Source organism: Rickettsiales bacterium, from assembly GCA_035765535.1.
GTDB lineage: Bacteria > Pseudomonadota > Alphaproteobacteria > Rickettsiales > JABCZZ01 > JABCZZ01.
This window is the reverse complement of record DASTXE010000006.1, coordinates 559635-576101: the sequence shown is the minus strand read 5'-3', so window position 1 is coordinate 576101 and position 16467 is coordinate 559635. Positions and strand designations below refer to the sequence as shown.

Here is a 16467-nt window from a genome sequence, read left to right as displayed (position 1 = left end):
TCTCCCAATGGTTGTGGAAAAGTTTTTTAAAAGGAATGTTATGATAATGCTATTTATTTTGATGGCAAGCGGTAGCAGCGGTTAAATAGCAGTTGCTGGGGGGGTGAAATCCGATTAAAATAACTTGTCTTGGTTCTTCCATGCGTGGATGGGGATGTTATGCATAAGCCGCCGCACGGCCATAAGACTTCGCAGATATCGCTGCGGGACTATATCGTTGATGTACCTGATTTTCCGAAGCCGCCCACCGTCTTTCGCGATATCTCGCCGCTACTGCGTAATTATTTTTCCCAGACTATTAAACAGCTGGCTGCGTTGCTTACGGATGAGGAATGGCATTCGATCGATCTTATCGGGGGTATCGAGGCGCGTGGATTTATTCTTGCCGCCGGGCTTGCTGCAATCAAACATAAGGGATTTGTGAAAATCCGCAAGCAGGGCAAGCTGCCGGGCAAGGTCATCAAGCGCAATTACAGCCTTGAATATGGCGAGGATGCGCTTGAAATGCAGCCGGGAAGCGGTACAATGCTGATTGTGGACGATGTACTCGCCACGGGAGGAACGCTTGCCACAGCCGCTGAACTCGCTAAAGAATGCGGTTATGGCGTACAGGGATTTCTCTGCCTGATTAACTTGAGATATTTAAATAATTTTTCGTGGAATGGCCTGTCGGCCCATACCTTAATTGATTATGAGTAAAATGTTTTTTATGGGGGGCACGCTGCCCCCATCCCGGTTCCACCGGGATTCCCCTGCGAGGTCGTCGCTTCGCTCCTCCGCGTACCCACGTTGGTTCGCTTCAGTATTAATGTTTGCCGCATTATTAGGTGCAGCCTCACAAGCGCAGGCTTTGCAGCTGGTGATCCAGAATACGACCAATGTGCAGATGTGGCAGTTCGGCTCGTCCGTTCCGGGCAGCAACGAATCGCTCACCACGCCTCCGCAGGCTGTGACAATTAATTTCTCCGTTGCCGTGAAGCCGGATGGCAGCTTCATTAAAGTTTACGATCCTTACGGCAAAGAGATACAGACCAGCAACACGCTTTTCAGCGGCAGCAGCATGTATGTCAATATGCCGCCGTATAAGGATGGATACGGTGGAACCTACCGCGTGGAATGGCAGGCTTATTGCCAGTGCAACGACCCGAAAATGCTGAACGGAAGTTTTTATTTCAATTTACGGTGAGGGTTTTTATGGAAGAAGCGGCCCTGATACATTCGGATATTGAAAGCCTGCAAGGGCAGATACTGATCGGTGATGTGGTGTTCGTTCATATTCCGATATTTCCGTTTCCCAGAGTTGCGCGCGACACCGGCAGCTGGACCAACCATGTGGGCATCGTCGTTAAGAATGCGAATGGCGAGCCGGTAGTGGCAGAAAGCACATTTCCTTTTTCGACCATGACCCCGCTAAAACGGTTCATCAAACGCTCGGCGAAGGGGAGGGTGCGTGTCAGCAGGCTCAGGGCTCCTTTATCGGATACGCATCGGCATGGGCTGCTCAGTGCGGCTTCCCGGCGGTTGGGTATATTTTACGATACCGGCTTTAACCTACATTCCAGGCGTCAGTTCTGCTCGCGTTATGTCAATGAAGTGGTGGGGGAAGCGATCGGCGTGCAGCTTGGCAAGGTGGAGACATTTGAAGAATTGTTTGCCAGGAACCCGAAGGCTGGATTACGTTTCTGGAAGTTATGGTATTTCGGACGGATCCCCTGGGGGCGCAAGACCATTACACCTGCCAGCGTTCTGGAAAGCCCGCTGCTGGATACGGTTTTCGACGGTTACGTTCCCGTATAGATAATTAGCACAAACCGTAAGGTATGACATGCTGACGATCATTTTTGCCAAATCGCTGCGCAATTTATTATTGCCGGAAATATTGAAGCTGTTCCTGCTGTGCCTGCTGGCTTATGTGATTGGCGGATGGATTCTGGTATGGATCATTTCCGGCGCTATCAGCACCTATATCGGCGTTACGGGCGCGGAAGGTTTCTTTGTGCATATGCTTGGAAGCGCAGGCGGTATGATGATCGCCTGGTTCCTGTTTCCGCTGCTTTATCCCATTCTGGTCAATTTCTTTGACGATAGCATGGCGGAAGTGATTGAGCGCAAGGACTATCCCGGTCTTCCGCCCGCACAGCCGCCTTTCTGGCCGACCATGCTTGGCGATGTGCTGTTTTCGCTGAAAGCGTTAGGTTTGAACCTGCTATGCCTTCCATTGTATTTTATGCCGCTTTTCGGTATGCTGCTGTATTACGGGCTTAACGGTTACCTTCTGGGTACACAGTTTTTCCGTATGGCGGCAGGGCGCAGGGTCAATGCGCAGGAGGCGGTCATGATGGAACAAAAGGCACGTTATTCGATATGGGGAACGGGAGTTGCGATCAGTATCTGTGCCACGATTCCGTTACTTAATCTGGCTTCTCCGCTAATCGGTGTCGCCAGCATGCTACATCTTTTCCATGCGCTGCGCGGCACTAAGAAGCAGCAGGTGCTGCTGCCGGAGCAATAATATAACGAAAAAGGTTAATATGAACCAGGCCTGTCAACGTGCGGTAACTGCGCAGCTTCACTCACTGCCACAGCTTGATCTGGGAGCTTCGCGCGGAGAATTTCTGGCCTATTTTGATAATGGCTGGGCGCTTACGGAGATGCTATTCAGCGCTCTTAAGAACGAAGCGGCCTATATAGTCCGGCCATACCATAAACTGCGCCATCCTATGATTTTCTATTACGCGCATCCTGCTGTGCTTTATGTCAATAAATTGCGGCTGGCCGGGTTGGTCGACGGTCCGGTAGATGAGGCGTATGAGCTTTTGTTTGAAACCGGTGTGGATGAAATGCGCTGGGATCAGCTTCATGAGAAGGATGATGTGTGGCCGACTGTAGAGCAGGTGCGGGAGTACCGCGAGAAGGTATATGCCATGGTCAAGGATATCATTCTGACTTCGCCGCTGCTGGCTGACGGTCATCCGTCTATCACGCAGGATAGCCCGTTATGGGCGCTTGTCATGGGGTTCGAGCATGAGCGCATTCATCTGGAGACTTCCAGCGTGCTGATGCGTGAGTTGCCACCGGAATATGTACAGACGCCGGAAAACTGGCCGCAGAGCATCCGGTTGCATAGCGGGACGCCTAAAGTTCCACTCAGTGGCAAGGATTATCAGCCGCATGTCATGCATGGTGTTGCGGCGCAATCGGTTGAGATCGGAAAACCAAGAGATTATCCTTCTTTCGGCTGGGATAATGAATACGGACATGAATCGCGCCATGTGGATGCGTTCAGGGCGGGGGATACGCTTATCAGTAACGGTGAGTTTTATGAATTCGTTACGGGTGGTGGCTACCATGATGCGGAATTATGGTCGCATGAAGGCTGGCAATGGCGCAGTTTCCGCAACACCAAGTGGCCGACCTTCTGGATACAAGACGGCCCTGCCGGGTTGCATCATTACAAGCTGCGCACCTGCTTTGAAGTGCTGGATATGCAGTGGGACTGGCCGGTCTGCGTAAACTACTACGAAGCCAAGGCCTATGCTGCATGGAAGACGCGTCGCGACAATGTGCAGATTCCCTACCGGTTGCTGACGGAAGCGGAGCACCATGCGCTGCGTGCAGATGGAGAGGTAGCCAAGGTTAATAGCGGGCTTATCAGCGGAAGCGAATCCCCGGTGCGGGCGTTGCCGGCTAATAAGGCAGGATTTTTTGATGTCTTTGGCAATGTCTGGCAGTGGCTGGAGGATCATTTCCATCCCTTAAGCGGTGGTAAGGTGCATCCGCTCTACACGGATTTCAGCGATCCCTGCTATGACGGCGAACACCAGATGATCATGGGCGGCTCGTTCGCAAGCACCGGCGATGAGGCGGGGCCATGGGCGCGCTTTCATTTCCGCCCGCATTTCTTCCAGCATGCAGGGTTCCGGCTGGCGCAGAGTGTGGAAGGTGCGATCAGCGGCAATCCTAAGCTTCTGAAGCGACGGGATACCTCTGTGTACGATACGGAGTCAATGCTCAATACCTACATGCTGATGCATTGGGGAAAAAGAGATGAGATTTACGATAGCAGCATTTTCGGCAAAGGTGCCATTCCGGATATTGTGGAGCTGCCGCTGGCGGTGGCTAAACTGGCTGCTGCCCATGCTCAGGGCAGGGGGCGCGCCTTGGATATCGGATGTGCGGTCGGACGTGCCAGTTTTGAAATGGCGCGCGAGTTTACGGAAACGATCGGTATCGACTGGAGCCAGTCCTTCGTGGATGCTGCTTGCGCATTGCAGCAGCGTGGTGAGCTAGGTTACTGGCGTAAAGATCAGGGAGCGCAGGGAACCTATCTGACAGCGAAAGTGGATTCTGCGATTGACCGCAGCCGTGTAAGTTTCCAGCAGGGTGATGCCTGCAATTTGCCGGAAGCGCTGGGGCAGTTTGATGCTGTCGTACTGGCTAACCTGCTTTGCCGCCTGCGCGATCCGAAGCAGTGCCTGCAGCGTCTGCAGGGAAAGGATGCTCTTGTTAAACGTGGCGGTGTAGTGGTTATGACGACGCCGCTGTCTTGGTTGGAGGAATATACTCCGCGTGAAAACTGGCTAGAGGGACCTGAGGCTATCCAGAAGGTGCTGACAGAGTTTACGCTTGTCGGCCAGTGCGAGCTGCCGTTCATGATCCGCGAACACCGCCGCAAGTTCGAGTATATTGTGACGCAAGCAACGGTGTGGAAACGAAAGTAATCAAAAGCCTCTATGCCTTGCTGCGAAGAATGATCTATCTTTCGTCATACCGTGGCTTGACCACGGTATCTCAGGCGAGTTACTGAGATCCCGCTGTCAAGCAACGGGATGACGGAAATGTTAGAAACGATCTTATTTACAGGCTGCCGATGAAATCCGCCTTGCCGATCTCCAGGCCGTTATGGCGCAGGATGGCGTAGGTAGTGGTGGTGTGGAAATAGAAGTTTGGCAGGACGAAGTTCAGCAGATAATCCTTGCCTTTAAAGGTATGTTCGCGGCCGCGCGTTTTCACGACCACATCACGTTCTTCGCTGCCTTCCACCTGCGCATGCTGAATGGTTTTCAGGAAAGCTATGGTTTTCGCAATACGTTCCTGTAATTCGGGGAAGGTGGTTTCCGTATCGGCGAAGCTCGGTACTTCCAGTTTGGCAAGACGGGCGCCGCAGCCCTTGGCCATGTCGGTTGCAATCTGTATCTGGCGGGACAGAGGGTACATATCCGGTGCGAGGCGCGCATTCACCAGCACTTCCGGCGCAATCTTCTTTGCTTCAGCATAAGCAGCGGCTTTGGTCAGAATCGTAGCGAGATTATTCAGGCCGCGGATCAGCACGGGGATAGAGGCATCGTACATGGAAAGGGACATAAGGAAAGCTCCTGTTATGGTATGAATGGAGGCGAGCCTATGCCTGCTCCGTTAGACTGTCAAGTATGGTTTTGGCGTTACTTGCCTTCAAGCTGCGGTACTACGCGGGCGAGGTTGCGCTCGGGCAGCGATGTAGCCGGGGTAGTTTTTACCTGGCCATGCTGAGTATCTTCCAGGTGGATGGCGTAAGTTGCATCGCGGTTGAAGGATTCTTCCGCATAAGACATCAGCAGGCGCGAATGCGTATTGCGGAAAGCCGGGATTTTCGGATCGGCATGATTGCCTGTAATGTAAAGCAGTCCGCCCAGTATTTCAGATTGTGCGCCGTCTTTGTTATCCAGCACCGTGCAATCCTGCTCGGTTTTGACACCTAATATCCAGAGTGGTGCGCCCTTATTCTCAATTCGTATGCCGCCACCTTCGCTGTTGAACTGGCGTGCCCAGACGCCTTGCTTTCCGGCGATGGACATCGTGCCGCAGCAGGTGTTTTCAAGGAAGGCTTTGCCACCGTTTTCCGGGCGGAGCAGGGTGATGACGCCGGCACCTACAACATCGCGCAGGATGAGCGGCTGCGTACCTGCAGCTTCCACGCCTGCCTGATCGCCCAGATAGCTGTTATCAAATGCGATGCGCTCGATCAGCAGCGAGCGCTTATTATTCGTAGCGCGAAACATTCCCTGGTCGCGACGGAAGGAGTCGGAACGATTCTCAACGGAATGGATAGTGGAAGTCATTCCTTCGATACGCCTTACACTTGCAGGAATAGCAATGTTTTCACTGATAAGATATGTGCCATGCGGAAAATAAATGGTGGCTGCGCCGGAATTGAAAGCCTTGCGGATAGCCTCAGTTGCATCTTTTCCTGAATCCGGTTCTGCACCGTATTTCGTGACGCTCACCCATTTTTCCGGGGCTTCTTCGGGTATCATGGGGGCGTCCGCTACAGGCAGTGACCAGGTAGCGGCTGTTTTGAGTTGCGTATTGCCTTCAAATACGCCGGTGATATCCATCTTCGGCTGGCCGAGCGTGGTAGCGTATCCGGCGGTGTGCAAGGCATACAAGTTCATGTAGCCATGATTCTCAATCGCTTCGCCAGTGGTTTTCAGGCTGGAGCGCATCAGTTTTGCGTCGTAGATAACCATCAGCCCGTCTGACGAGTTATTGATGATTGGCTGTGCGGTTCCTTCAATATCAATATTATGGATTGAAACTGCATTATGATCGTTGCGCAGGCCTGTGTGAGCATTGCTTATAGTAATATTTTCGAGCGTCACGCCGTATTCCGTATTGCCGATATCGATACCGGTGCTGAAGCCTTCCACAGCAACATTTTCCAGAAGAGCAGGGCCAGGCCATTTGCGCGTCATGGCAATTCCCGTCGTGCCGTTACCATGAACGGTGACATTGCGCACCGCGCCCATATTATTAGCCAGATAGTCGATGCCGATTGCACCGGAGTTGCCTTTGCCTGTTTCAATCGTCATGTTCTCGATGAAATTCATGAAAGCATCATTGCCTTCGCCTTTGCCAAGATAATCCTTACCGCCGCTGTTCGGTGTCCCGTCCAGCAATTTTGCGGTGGTGAAGATAACGGGTTTGGGATGAGCGGGATCGCCATAACCATCCGTATTATCTTTCAGCTTAATGACGGTCTTTTTGCGGTCCTGTCCGATCAGGATCGAACCGCTGCCATATTTGCCATTCGCATAACGTTTCATGATGGGGGCGGAAACGAGATATGTTCCTTGCGGGAGATATACAATCCGGTCCTGCCAGAATTTTTCACCTGTGTCCGTGCCGCTGGCGGTGAGGGCTGCGTTAATGGCGGCGGTGTCGTCCGTTATGCCGTCGCCTTTAGCGCCAAAGTCGCGCACGTTCAATGCTCCGGCATCAGCGGGAAAACGTTCGGAGGCCGCGGCGGCATAAGCGGGAAGAGTGGTAACTGCCAGTATGATAAAGGAAAAATGCAGTTTCATGAGGGAGCTTTCAAAAATAGTAGGCTATTATGCCATTAACTGGTATAAATAAACCATAAATAAAATGTTCCCCAAGTAATCCCCGGAAAGAATTTCAGCGATGGCGGCCGCGTTGGTAGATTTTAAGACCTGGCGTAAATTCAGTGTGTTGACCCTTGATCAGCAGGGCCTGAAGCAAACGGCGCATGCGCTGGCGGCGTCGGTATCCGGATTTCAGCCCAACATGCTGATTGGTATACGTTCCGGTGGTTACCATGTGGCGCAGCTGATGGCGGAATCCATGCAGGGCTGCACATTACTCGGCATCACCTGCCGCAGGCCGGGAACGAGCAAGAAGCAGAAATCCAGTCTTCTGAAACGTTTGCTGCGCAAACTACCCCATCAGATTACCGACAGGCTGCGTGTTCTTGAACATATTGTTCTGACCCAGCTGCGGCCTGCGAAGGTGAGTACCGTCATTCCCGATGCGTCCGAGCTTTCCGAGATCGAACGCGAGCTTATGCAGCGCAAAGAAGGAGCGCGCGTGCTCATCGTGGATGATGCTATCGACAGCGGTGCGACCATGGCGTATGTGCGCACACTTGTGAATGCTATTGCCAATCCATCCGCGGCAGTTAAGATGGCCGCCATTACCGTCACCACGGCTTCTCCTGTTACGGAGCCCGATTTCTCATTGTACCGCTATGTCCTCTGCCGATTCCCCTGGTCGCTCGATTCCCGTAAATGATATTGTCCTGGTCTGCGACCTGGATGAAACGCTGCTGGATTGCAACAGCTTTCCGCGCTGGGTGCGTTTTATGCTCAACGGTCAGATTGCCGGGCTCGGCACTGGGGGGCGGCTTGCCTTGTCGCTGCGTGCCGGATCTGCGCTTGCCTGGCGCAAGGCGAAGTTCTGCAGCCACTATGCCATGAAGCGACGGTTGCAGGGAATCTGGACGGAAGCCTTAAAAGGGGAAACGGAAGCGGCTGCGCTGCAATCCTTCTTCGATGGGCTGCGTCCGCATCTGAGGCCGGGACTGGCGGGCATTCTCAAAATGATTGCCGATGGCAAAGTGGAGTCTGTGCTTGCTTCGGCGGCAGCGGCAGAATATGCCGAACCTTTCGGTCACAGTTTAGGGTTCAGGCATGTGCTGGCGACACCGCGCAGTGGACAGGAAGCAGTGGAATTCCGTGGCCAGGAAAAGCGCGACCGCGTGCTTGCCTGGCTCAAGGCGCAAGGATTAAGCGGTCGTAAGCGCATCTTTCTGACCGATCATGAAGAAGACATGCCTTTTATGAAGGAAAGCCATCTTGTGCTCTGGTTCGGTAAACCGGAAGATGTTGAGGGGCTACAGGCTCAGGCTGGGGTGAGAATCGTTGCCTGCCGAGATATGACAGCAGCTCAGATAGAAGCTTTGCTTCAGTAGTCTTTCCACAGAGCGGGAGAGGTCACGCCGTCGGTTTCTTCCGGCAGGTTGGTGCCGTAGGCAAAGGTGAATTTATTGCCATTATTGAATTTTCCGATGCCCGTTCCTTTATAGATTGTTCCGCTGAAGGCGAAAATGCCGAGCCTGCCGTCATTGCATTTGAACGTACCGCTGCCGGACATGCTGCGGTCACCGCCGGAGAGCGGAAGCGGGTACACACCGTAGCACCGTGTGCCGCGGTCGGTCGTAAAGAGAATCGTCGCGTTGTTATTGAGCGTGAATGTGGTGACGCTGCCGGTGAAATGCTCGTTCGTATTGGGGACTTTGCCTGCAAGGGGATAAGACGTATTGCAGGCTGAAAGCGACATTGCCATCAGTGCGGAAAACAAAACGGCCTTTAATTGGATACGCATGGCATGACCCTATGCTTGGACTTTCTCCCTACTATCCAATATCCTTTTGTAAATCGCAAGCAATCCTTTTGTATGATAGTCGCGTGTCGGCGGTTTGTTCCAGAAGCGCTCATAGGCAGCCTGTCCCATACGGCGGATGTTGGCGTCATCTTTCGCGAGTTCAAGCCGTTTGGCTAAATGATCTACATCGCCTGCGCGGACATGCCAGCCTTCCATTCCGTCATTCACGCGTTCGGATGCGGCGGAGATGGCGCTGACGATTGCAGGGATTCCCCGTGCGGCGGCTTCCGTCACTACCAACCCGTAAGTTTCATACCAGAGGCTTGGAAATGCAAGGCAGCGCGCCTTGGCGAGTTCCGCAAACACTTCTTTCGGCGGCAACCAGCCCGTGACGCGGCAATTCGGATAAGTCTCGGCCAATGCGCGTAAAGGTCCGTCGCCTACCAGAGTCAATTGCGTGCCAGTGCGCTTTGCTGCCTCAAGCAGCACTTCGATACCTTTTTCTACATCCAGTCTGCCGACAGCGACAACCGTACGGTTTGCGGCGACGTCTACCGGCGCGGATTTTACGGTCTCTATCAGGTTCTCCAGCGGGTACAGACGTGCATTTGCAGGAAGATACGGACGCAGCAGTTCTACGGAGTGACGGGATAAAGTGATGTAATCCATGATTCCGGAAGGCAGTAACCCTGCGGTTCTTTGCACGGCAGAACGGACGACGCGGTAAAGCTTATGGTGATAGCGGCGTTTGTCGCAGTTCGTGCCGATGCAGCTCATCGACAGCCCGCGCTTAGGGCAGGGGGTGTTTTTGACGTAATCAAAGAATGCGCCGTTCGGGCAGGCAGGGAAGAAATCGTGTAATGTACAGACGACTTTGAAATCGCGTTTTACCGCTGCGCGCACGGGGCTCGTGGTGAGCGCCTTAGTGTAGCCGTGCAGATGGATGACGGTGCGCGCCGGATCGAGCGTGGAAAGCAGTGCGATCATCCTGCGGTAAGCGGACAGGTTCCATATTCCCTGCAGCAGCACGGCAGGGTTCTTGCCTGCCTCGATCAATTCCGGCTGGTTCAGGCAGATTGTTTCCAGTGGAGCATTCTGCAGCTCCGGGCAGACCGGACCGCAGGCACCGAAGAAAATAACTTTTTCACCGGCAGCAGCGAGGCTTACCGCTTCATCGATGGCAATACGGCTGGCACCGCCATTGATATGGCAATAATCGTTCAGGATGACAATGGTGCGGTCGGCCATACAGGTTCTTTTTCTTTCCGTGACGCCAGTTTAAGCCATAACAGGCAGAGCCGTTTTCCGGCGGCGATGCCCGGACGCTCGATGAACCGTTCCGCAAGCAGCGCGATTGCCGTTGCCGCCAGAAGCAGCAGGATAAGGAAATGCGTGTTGTTCTCGAACAGGCCGAGCAGCAGCGCGAACTGTATCAGAGGACCGTGCACCAAGTAAATGCCATAAGAGATATCGTGCTTAAGGTCGAATGCGGGCAGGCGCAGTGCGCATATGACTACGAACAGACCGATGCAGATTGGGTAAAACGGCAGCATCCAGAGTTCGTCACGCAAGGAGCAGACGGCAAGCAGCACGCCAGCGGTTATGAAAGCATGCAGCGGCGGCAGGTGAATGACACCCCGGTGGCGGTAGAGCATGATGCCTATGATAAAGAAGCGCATCTTGCCCGGCAGCTGTTTGCCGATCGTTATGTCACCGTAATGCATTGCTGCGTATTCGAATAAAACGGAGGCTATATATAAGGCAATAAGCGGTTTATCACCGAAACGGCGCGTCAGCTGCCACGCCAGTGGAAGCAGGAGATAGAAGGCCACTTCGATCTTTAATGTCCAGAGGCTCGGGTTTATACCCGGATCATGCAGTGAATGCAGCAGGTCGCCCAGCCCATACGCCATGAAGTTCGCCATAATCAGATTGAAGCCAATATAATGCGCGAGCTCTCCGGCATGGGAGGCGATATCGCCAGCGACGAGGGCCATTGCCAGGCCCTGCAGCATGATGATGACAAAATAGAGCGGGTAAATCCTGAAAAACCGGCGCAGGTAAAAGCTACCCGTTTCGGGTCTGCGGTCGTAGCTTGCAAAGATCAGGTAACCGCTGACGACAAAGAACGCATCCACGGCGAAATCGGCATGGCTTTCCCAGAAATTGGTTGCGTGATTGCCGGGCAATACTTTGAAATGCCCGCATACGACAAGTAAAGCCAGCACCAGGCGCAGGAGGGTAAAATTATTTTCTGTGTGTTTCATCGTCTATTACTGAGCCTGAACTTGCAATCTTTCCTTGGAAACGCGTTTGATTTCATGACACACACAGGCGAGCGCCGCGCCCATATAAAGCGACCCCATCTGGTCTTCAATCAACGAGATCACGCAGCCATAGCCGAACAGGAAGACCAGCATTGCCGTTGCTTCTGTTGCGAGTTTGCTTGCATTGCTTCCGATTTTTGCGACGGCTGCCAATACGCCCGCCAGATAAACAAAGGTCATTACACCGAAATAGGCATACATTAATATAAAGAGGTTATCGGCTGCGTTAACATCGTCCGGCGCATAGACGCGTTGCGCACCGCCAATGCCGCCAAGCCCTACGCCGAACGGAAACGCATCATGTGCGTGGATCCATTTCCAGGCATCCGGCCACATCCATTCGATGCGCAGGTAAAAGGAATAGAAACTGAATACGCCGTCTGCGTTAGGCATCGTGTAATCCTGAAAGACGAGGGGTAATGCTATACAGAGCGCAATCGTGAAGCAGACACCGAGGCGCAGCATGTTGATTGGACGTTTGGGATTAAGCGCCATCAGGCCGAGCGTGATAAGATAGGCGATGATTGCGCCTTTCTGCGTCGTCCAGACGAGTGCGGGAAGTGTTCCGAGCGCGACAAAGAGGCGCAGCGGTAGGTTCTGAAGGTTAAAGATCAGCACCAGCGCCATCAGCGGCATCACCATCGCGGCATGGATGGAATCGCGCATTAATCCCGCCGCGCGCTTTTCCGCGCCGCTGACTTGCCAGTCACGGCTGATATCTACTTTGACGCCTTCGATCTGGGTTTCCATACCTACCCATGGCATCTGCACGAAATATTTATCTGCGCAAATGGCTCCGAGGCTAACGGCCCAGACGAGCAGCAGAAGCATCAGCACTTTGCGACTGGGGGCAAGCAGCGGGCGCATGCCCAATGCACCGGCGACCATTGTGATGAGTATCTTGGCCCCGTAAGCAATAGCCTGTGCGCTTTTCATATTTACCAATATCACAAAGCCATGCAGTACGATCACGGCAAAAAATATCAGGAAAGCAGGATGGAGTTTCTTGTGCAGCAACTGATGAAGGAATATAATAGCCAGCGGAAGCAACAGCAGAGCATCGCGCAGGAAGATCATTGCATCTGCGCCTGCCAGGTGCAGTCCATAGCGCAACGCGCCTTCAAAGACGTAACACAGCAGATAGATGACTATGGGTATAGACAAGAGCTCTTGCATTACTTTAGCATCGATTACAATGACAGCGGATTCCGGAAACAGTCTCTAAGCGGGAGGCTATGTAGCATAGTTGGGACAGAATGTACATATGCTAAGCTACAGAATATACAACAATTGGTTTATATGTGTTAATATTTTTGTGCACAAATAAAACGAGCAAAATATTAAGATATTGACAATATACTATTTTTCTATATACACCTTCCCGACCCAGTCTGGGATTGGGCAATAAAATTCGAAGGAGGCGGTGTGACCGTTCGGGTATCGATAGCGATAGCCGCGTATAAGGCCGCGGATTATCTTGAAAAAGCGGTGCGTTCTGCATTAACGCAGACGGAGCAGGATATTGAAGTGGTCATCGTCGATGACTGCTCGCCTGATGCGACTTGTGCGATAGCCCATAAACTCGCAGCAGAAGATGCTCGCGTGCATGTTGTTGCTTTGCCCAAAAATGTCGGCGGGGCGGGAGCGCTTAATCGCGCGATTGATGCGGCGCAGGGTGAATGGGTGGCGGTGCTTGACGCGGATGACTGGTATGAACCCACCCGTATCGAAAAGCTCCTGACAGCTGCTGAGTGGGCAGGTGTGGACATGGTGGCCGACAACCAGCATTTTGTGGATGCAAGGTTAGGACGCAGCGTACGTACGGCGTTTGCCCGCACTTATCACAACCGCACGATCAATGTGAATGATTTCCTGCAGCATACGGACCCGACTGCAGCCTTCGATTACGGCCAGTTAAAGCCGATGTTCAGAAAGGCTTTCCTGCAGGGGCATGGTATCCGTTACCAGGAGGAATTCCGCGACGGATTCGATTATTTCATGCTGTTCGATTATTTCCTCGCGGGCGGAAAGGCGTTGCTGGTGGATGAACCGCTTTATTATTATCTCCAGCCTTTCGGTTCCGTTTCCAAGCAATGGGCGCAGGTGGAAAGAAAGCGTTATCCATTTGAAAAAATTAAACTATATAACGACAAAGTAATTCTGAAGCGTCAGTTCGACATGACACCGGAGCAGATCCAGGCCATGCTCAGGCGTGGCAAAGGGTTCGAGGTCATGGCCCGCTTGCACAAAGTGCGCGAGGAACTTGCAGCCAATAATGTTGCCGGTGCGGTTCAGCATGCGCTGACAGCTCCACCTGCGTTCTGGCTGCAGGTGGTGAAACGCGGGCTGGCCAGGCTGGCTGCCTAAAGCCTATGGCCATATTTTCCTTCATTCAACGCTATCTCGCCAAGCTCAAGCGTGACGATTTTGCTCGCAATGTGCTCGTGATGTTTACCGGCACGGCGCTTGGGCAGTTCTGCTCCGTGCTGCTTTCGCCACTGCTCACGCGCATTTATTCTCCCGAAATGTTTGGCGTGCTGGGTGTCTTCACAGCAGTCGTCGGGATTCTTTCCACTGTAGCGACGCTACGTTATGAAATGGCGCTGCCGCTTGTGCGCACGCAGACGGATGCGGCGAACCTGCTGGCCGTATGTATTGCCGCGCTCGTCATTACCGTGACAACAGCGGCTGCGGTCGTAGGGGGAATTTCCATTGCCGGAGCGGCTGCTTCCGTATTCGGCGTGGTTGCACCTTACCGCTGGTTTATGCCGCTGGGGCTTTTGTGTATCGGTGCCTATAACGTACTCTTATATTATGCGACCCGCCAGCATGACTTCCGTGTTATCGCCCGCACGAAGCTTTATCAGGGGGGGGTAGGGCCGGTGTCCCAGATAGTGCTCGGCCTTATGGGGGCAGGGATTGGCGGACTGGTAACGGGGTCAATCCTCGGTCAGTCGGCCGGAATTGGCTATATGACGTCGCGCCTGCTGGTGGCTCCGCGCGCGCTGGCCGGTGCATCGATGGCGGGCATGGGCGCAATTGCCAAGCGGTTCCGTCATTTCTTTCTGGTTTCGAGCTGGGCGGGTATTATCGAAGAAGCGGGCAATGGTTATCTGCTGCTGATGGTGATGCCGGTGCTTTATTCCAGCACGGCGGTCGGATTCATTTTTCTCACGGATCGTATTATCGGTAGGCCGTTGCTGCTCATCAGCACTTCCATATTGCAGGTGTATGTGGGCGATGTTTCGCGCAGCATTGCGACCGACCCCGGGGCTGTGCGCAGGCGTTTTCTGCAGATGGCGGGGCAGCAGTTTGTGATTGTGGCGGGCTGGCTGCTATTGGTTAACGTGGTCGCGCCGTATGTCATTCCGCTGGTATTCGGCGAAGCATGGGCCGGAACGGTGCCTTACCTGCGTGTGCTCAGCATTGCTTATTTACCCAGAATGGTGTTGCATGCGATTACGCATACACTCCAAGTGCTTGAGAAGCAGATGTTATCGGCTTTGTGGGAAGCGGGAAGGCTTATAGCGCTCATAGGAGCATTTTTCATAAGCTACCGGCTGGGGTTTGACGCATTGCACGCGTTGCTGGCGTATAGTATAGTGCAGGCAGCGGCGCATTTGCTGCTGTTTATACTGATGTATAAGTCCATCCAGTCGCTCCAGAAAGTGTCTCCTGATGAAGAAATTGCAGAAATATAAAGGCTTAGCTGTCTCTTTCCTGCTTGGCAGTCTCTATGCCTCGCCGCTTTATGCCTCGCCCTTCTGTGTCAGTGTGCAGGGAATGACGCCTGAGTGCATTTATACGGATGTCATGGAATGCCGCCAGCGTGCTCAGCAGCTTAACGGGCTCTGCACGCCCAATAACGCAGAGTTTCACTTGCAGCCCGGCATCGGGAAATATTGCCTTGTTTACTCAAGCCGGGTTAGTAACTGCATTTATCATGATAGAAACAGTTGCGATGCCGAAGCGGCCCGAAACGGCGCAGTCTGTATGGAATCTCCGTCTTCCGAGGTGCAGCCGGATCCGTATCATCAGGACCCAAATAGTAAATATTAATTAACATTTAACTTGAAATTCAATCTCCGATAGTGTACATAGCCCGCAATTTAAGCCTGAAGGCTAGGTTTCTGCGGCTTTTTTGTGATGCAGAAATGGAGAGAGCCGGTATGTTCAGGATGATTTTCGGCCTTAGTAATAGTTAATAAACTTGGAATGGATGGTGAACGTGAGCATCTCGACATTTAGCACGGTTAAATATTTGGTAGCAGGCGTGGCCTGTGTGGTTCTCTCCGGCTGTATTACCCAGCCTCAGGCTCCGAATCTTCCGGCAGCTCCGGCCAGCTATTCCCTGGCGCAGCTTCCGATGGCCAAACCGCAGCCGTACCATTTCCAGGTCGGTGACGTCATGGATATTAAAGTGCTGATGAGTCCCGAATTGAACGACCAGGTCGTTGTACGTCCGGACGGTATGATTTCCACTACCATTGCGCATGACGTTCAGGCTTACGGAAAAACACCCGCTGAACTGCGCGAAGAACTTGAAAATGTCTACAGCAAGCAGCTGCTGAATCCGCAAGTATCTGTCATTCTGCGCTCGTTTGCACCGGAACGTATTTATGTGACGGGCGAAGTGAATACACCGGGCGAATTTGTGACTGTCGGTCCCGAACTCACACTTCTGCAGGCAATTGCGCGTGCGGGTGGCGTAAAGAATGACGCAAGCACGGATCTTATCATCCTGCGCCGTGGCCAGGGCGACAAACCGATTGCATACGCTGCTAACTATCTGGCAGCGGTTTCGGGTAAGGACCCGGCAAGCGACGTACGCCTTGCTCCGTTTGACGTGGTGTATGTTCCGCGCAGCGGCGTCGGCAATGCTTACCTGTACTTCCAGCAGTATGTACAGCAGTTTGTTCCGGTTTCGTTCGGCCTGAATTACCAGATTAATCCGACCACGACCGTCAACCATTAATTCTTA

Annotated in this window: 17 protein-coding genes; 11 read left to right on the top strand and 6 right to left on the bottom strand. The window is 53.1% G+C overall.

Features of this window, described 5'->3' with window-relative positions:
• Positions 1-159 precede the first annotated feature (159 nt).
• The 5 genes from VFT64_11500 (at position 160) to ovoA (ending at position 4721) form a co-directional block, all read left to right on the top strand.
• On the top strand, positions 160-699 hold the full coding sequence (locus VFT64_11500) for an adenine phosphoribosyltransferase (GenBank protein ID HEU5048453.1): 540 nt from the start codon (positions 160-162) through the stop codon (positions 697-699).
• A 109-nt stretch (positions 700-808) separates the two neighbouring features.
• Positions 809-1186, top strand: a complete 378-nt coding sequence (locus tag VFT64_11495; GenBank protein HEU5048452.1) for a copper resistance protein CopC — start codon at positions 809-811, stop codon at positions 1184-1186.
• Positions 1187-1194: 8 nt separating this feature from the next.
• Entirely contained in the window at positions 1195-1797 is a 603-nt protein-coding gene (locus VFT64_11490; GenBank protein HEU5048451.1) for a YebB family permuted papain-like enzyme, read from the top strand.
• 28 nt (positions 1798-1825) lie between these two features.
• Positions 1826-2512 carry an EI24 domain-containing protein gene (locus VFT64_11485; GenBank protein HEU5048450.1) on the top strand — a complete coding sequence of 229 codons (687 nt, stop codon included), beginning with the start codon at positions 1826-1828 and terminating at the stop codon, positions 2510-2512.
• A 19-nt stretch (positions 2513-2531) separates the two neighbouring features.
• On the top strand, positions 2532-4721 hold the full coding sequence (gene ovoA, locus VFT64_11480; protein ID HEU5048449.1) for a 5-histidylcysteine sulfoxide synthase: 2190 nt from the start codon (positions 2532-2534) through the stop codon (positions 4719-4721).
• Positions 4722-4857: 136 nt separating this feature from the next.
• On the opposite strand, the gene VFT64_11475 is transcribed toward ovoA, so the two are convergent.
• Together VFT64_11475 and VFT64_11470 are read right to left on the bottom strand one after the other, a co-directional pair.
• Positions 4858-5364, bottom strand: a complete 507-nt coding sequence (locus VFT64_11475) for a DUF1993 domain-containing protein (GenBank protein HEU5048448.1) — start codon at positions 5362-5364, stop codon at positions 4858-4860.
• Positions 5365-5441: 77 nt separating this feature from the next.
• Positions 5442-7340 (bottom strand): glycosyl hydrolase family 28-related protein, encoded by a 1899-nt coding sequence (locus VFT64_11470; protein ID HEU5048447.1) that lies wholly within the window; start codon positions 7338-7340, stop codon positions 5442-5444.
• Positions 7341-7440: 100 nt separating this feature from the next.
• On the opposite strand from VFT64_11470, the gene VFT64_11465 reads away from it, so the two are divergent.
• Together VFT64_11465 and VFT64_11460 are read left to right on the top strand one after the other, a co-directional pair.
• Positions 7441-8067, top strand: coding sequence for a phosphoribosyltransferase family protein (locus VFT64_11465; protein HEU5048446.1), 627 nt, complete (start codon positions 7441-7443; stop codon positions 8065-8067).
• Positions 8024-8746: an HAD family hydrolase gene (locus VFT64_11460; GenBank protein ID HEU5048445.1), complete on the top strand. Its 723-nt coding sequence runs from the start codon at positions 8024-8026 to the stop codon at positions 8744-8746. The genes VFT64_11465 and VFT64_11460 overlap by 44 nt, the downstream gene beginning before the upstream one ends.
• Here the strand turns inward: VFT64_11460 and VFT64_11455 are convergent.
• From VFT64_11455 to VFT64_11440, 4 genes are read right to left on the bottom strand one after another with little or no spacing between them, the layout of a single operon-like run.
• Positions 8740-9159 (bottom strand): hypothetical protein, encoded by a 420-nt coding sequence (locus VFT64_11455; GenBank protein ID HEU5048444.1) that lies wholly within the window; start codon positions 9157-9159, stop codon positions 8740-8742. The genes VFT64_11460 and VFT64_11455 overlap by 7 nt on opposite strands.
• Before the next feature lie 9 nt (positions 9160-9168).
• Positions 9169-10407 (bottom strand): glycosyltransferase, encoded by a 1239-nt coding sequence (locus VFT64_11450; protein HEU5048443.1) that lies wholly within the window; start codon positions 10405-10407, stop codon positions 9169-9171.
• Complete coding sequence (locus tag VFT64_11445; protein HEU5048442.1) at positions 10380-11426, bottom strand: acyltransferase; 1047 nt, start codon at positions 11424-11426, stop codon at positions 10380-10382. The genes VFT64_11450 and VFT64_11445 overlap by 28 nt, the downstream gene beginning before the upstream one ends.
• A gap of 6 nt (positions 11427-11432) precedes the next feature.
• A complete protein-coding gene (locus VFT64_11440) occupies positions 11433-12650 on the bottom strand; it encodes a hypothetical protein (GenBank protein ID HEU5048441.1) in 1218 nt (405 codons plus the stop codon).
• A 261-nt stretch (positions 12651-12911) separates the two neighbouring features.
• Between VFT64_11440 and VFT64_11435 the strand changes: the two genes are divergently transcribed.
• From VFT64_11435 to VFT64_11420, 4 genes are all read left to right on the top strand, one after another.
• Positions 12912-13853 (top strand): glycosyltransferase family 2 protein, encoded by a 942-nt coding sequence (locus tag VFT64_11435; GenBank protein HEU5048440.1) that lies wholly within the window; start codon positions 12912-12914, stop codon positions 13851-13853.
• Between the two features lie 5 nt (positions 13854-13858).
• Positions 13859-15187: an oligosaccharide flippase family protein gene (locus VFT64_11430; protein ID HEU5048439.1), complete on the top strand. Its 1329-nt coding sequence runs from the start codon at positions 13859-13861 to the stop codon at positions 15185-15187.
• The gene (locus VFT64_11425; protein ID HEU5048438.1) at positions 15165-15545 is read left to right on the top strand and encodes a hypothetical protein; all 381 of its coding nucleotides are present in this window, start codon (positions 15165-15167) and stop codon (positions 15543-15545) included. The genes VFT64_11430 and VFT64_11425 overlap by 23 nt, the downstream gene beginning before the upstream one ends.
• 169 nt (positions 15546-15714) lie before the next feature.
• The gene (locus VFT64_11420) at positions 15715-16461 is read left to right on the top strand and encodes a polysaccharide biosynthesis/export family protein (protein ID HEU5048437.1); all 747 of its coding nucleotides are present in this window, start codon (positions 15715-15717) and stop codon (positions 16459-16461) included.
• Positions 16462-16467 lie beyond the last annotated feature (6 nt).

Bases quoted from the DNA above. Each gene is read 5' to 3' on its own strand.
- VFT64_11500 (HEU5048453.1), top strand. From the start codon at position 160: ATGCATAAGCCGCCGCACGGCCATAAGACTTCGCAGATATCGCTGCGG.
- VFT64_11495 (HEU5048452.1), top strand. From the start codon at position 809: ATGTTTGCCGCATTATTAGGTGCAGCCTCACAAGCGCAGGCTTTGCAG.
- VFT64_11490 (HEU5048451.1), top strand. From the start codon at position 1,195: ATGGAAGAAGCGGCCCTGATACATTCGGATATTGAAAGCCTGCAAGGG.
- VFT64_11485 (HEU5048450.1), top strand. From the start codon at position 1,826: ATGCTGACGATCATTTTTGCCAAATCGCTGCGCAATTTATTATTGCCG.
- ovoA (HEU5048449.1), top strand. From the start codon at position 2,532: ATGAACCAGGCCTGTCAACGTGCGGTAACTGCGCAGCTTCACTCACTG.
- VFT64_11475 (HEU5048448.1), bottom strand. From the start codon at position 5,364: ATGTCCCTTTCCATGTACGATGCCTCTATCCCCGTGCTGATCCGCGGC.
- VFT64_11470 (HEU5048447.1), bottom strand. From the start codon at position 7,340: ATGAAACTGCATTTTTCCTTTATCATACTGGCAGTTACCACTCTTCCC.
- VFT64_11465 (HEU5048446.1), top strand. From the start codon at position 7,441: ATGGCGGCCGCGTTGGTAGATTTTAAGACCTGGCGTAAATTCAGTGTG.
- VFT64_11460 (HEU5048445.1), top strand. From the start codon at position 8,024: ATGTCCTCTGCCGATTCCCCTGGTCGCTCGATTCCCGTAAATGATATT.
- VFT64_11455 (HEU5048444.1), bottom strand. From the start codon at position 9,159: ATGCGTATCCAATTAAAGGCCGTTTTGTTTTCCGCACTGATGGCAATG.
- VFT64_11450 (HEU5048443.1), bottom strand. From the start codon at position 10,407: ATGGCCGACCGCACCATTGTCATCCTGAACGATTATTGCCATATCAAT.
- VFT64_11445 (HEU5048442.1), bottom strand. From the start codon at position 11,426: ATGAAACACACAGAAAATAATTTTACCCTCCTGCGCCTGGTGCTGGCT.
- VFT64_11430 (HEU5048439.1), top strand. From the start codon at position 13,859: ATGGCCATATTTTCCTTCATTCAACGCTATCTCGCCAAGCTCAAGCGT.
- VFT64_11425 (HEU5048438.1), top strand. From the start codon at position 15,165: ATGAAGAAATTGCAGAAATATAAAGGCTTAGCTGTCTCTTTCCTGCTT.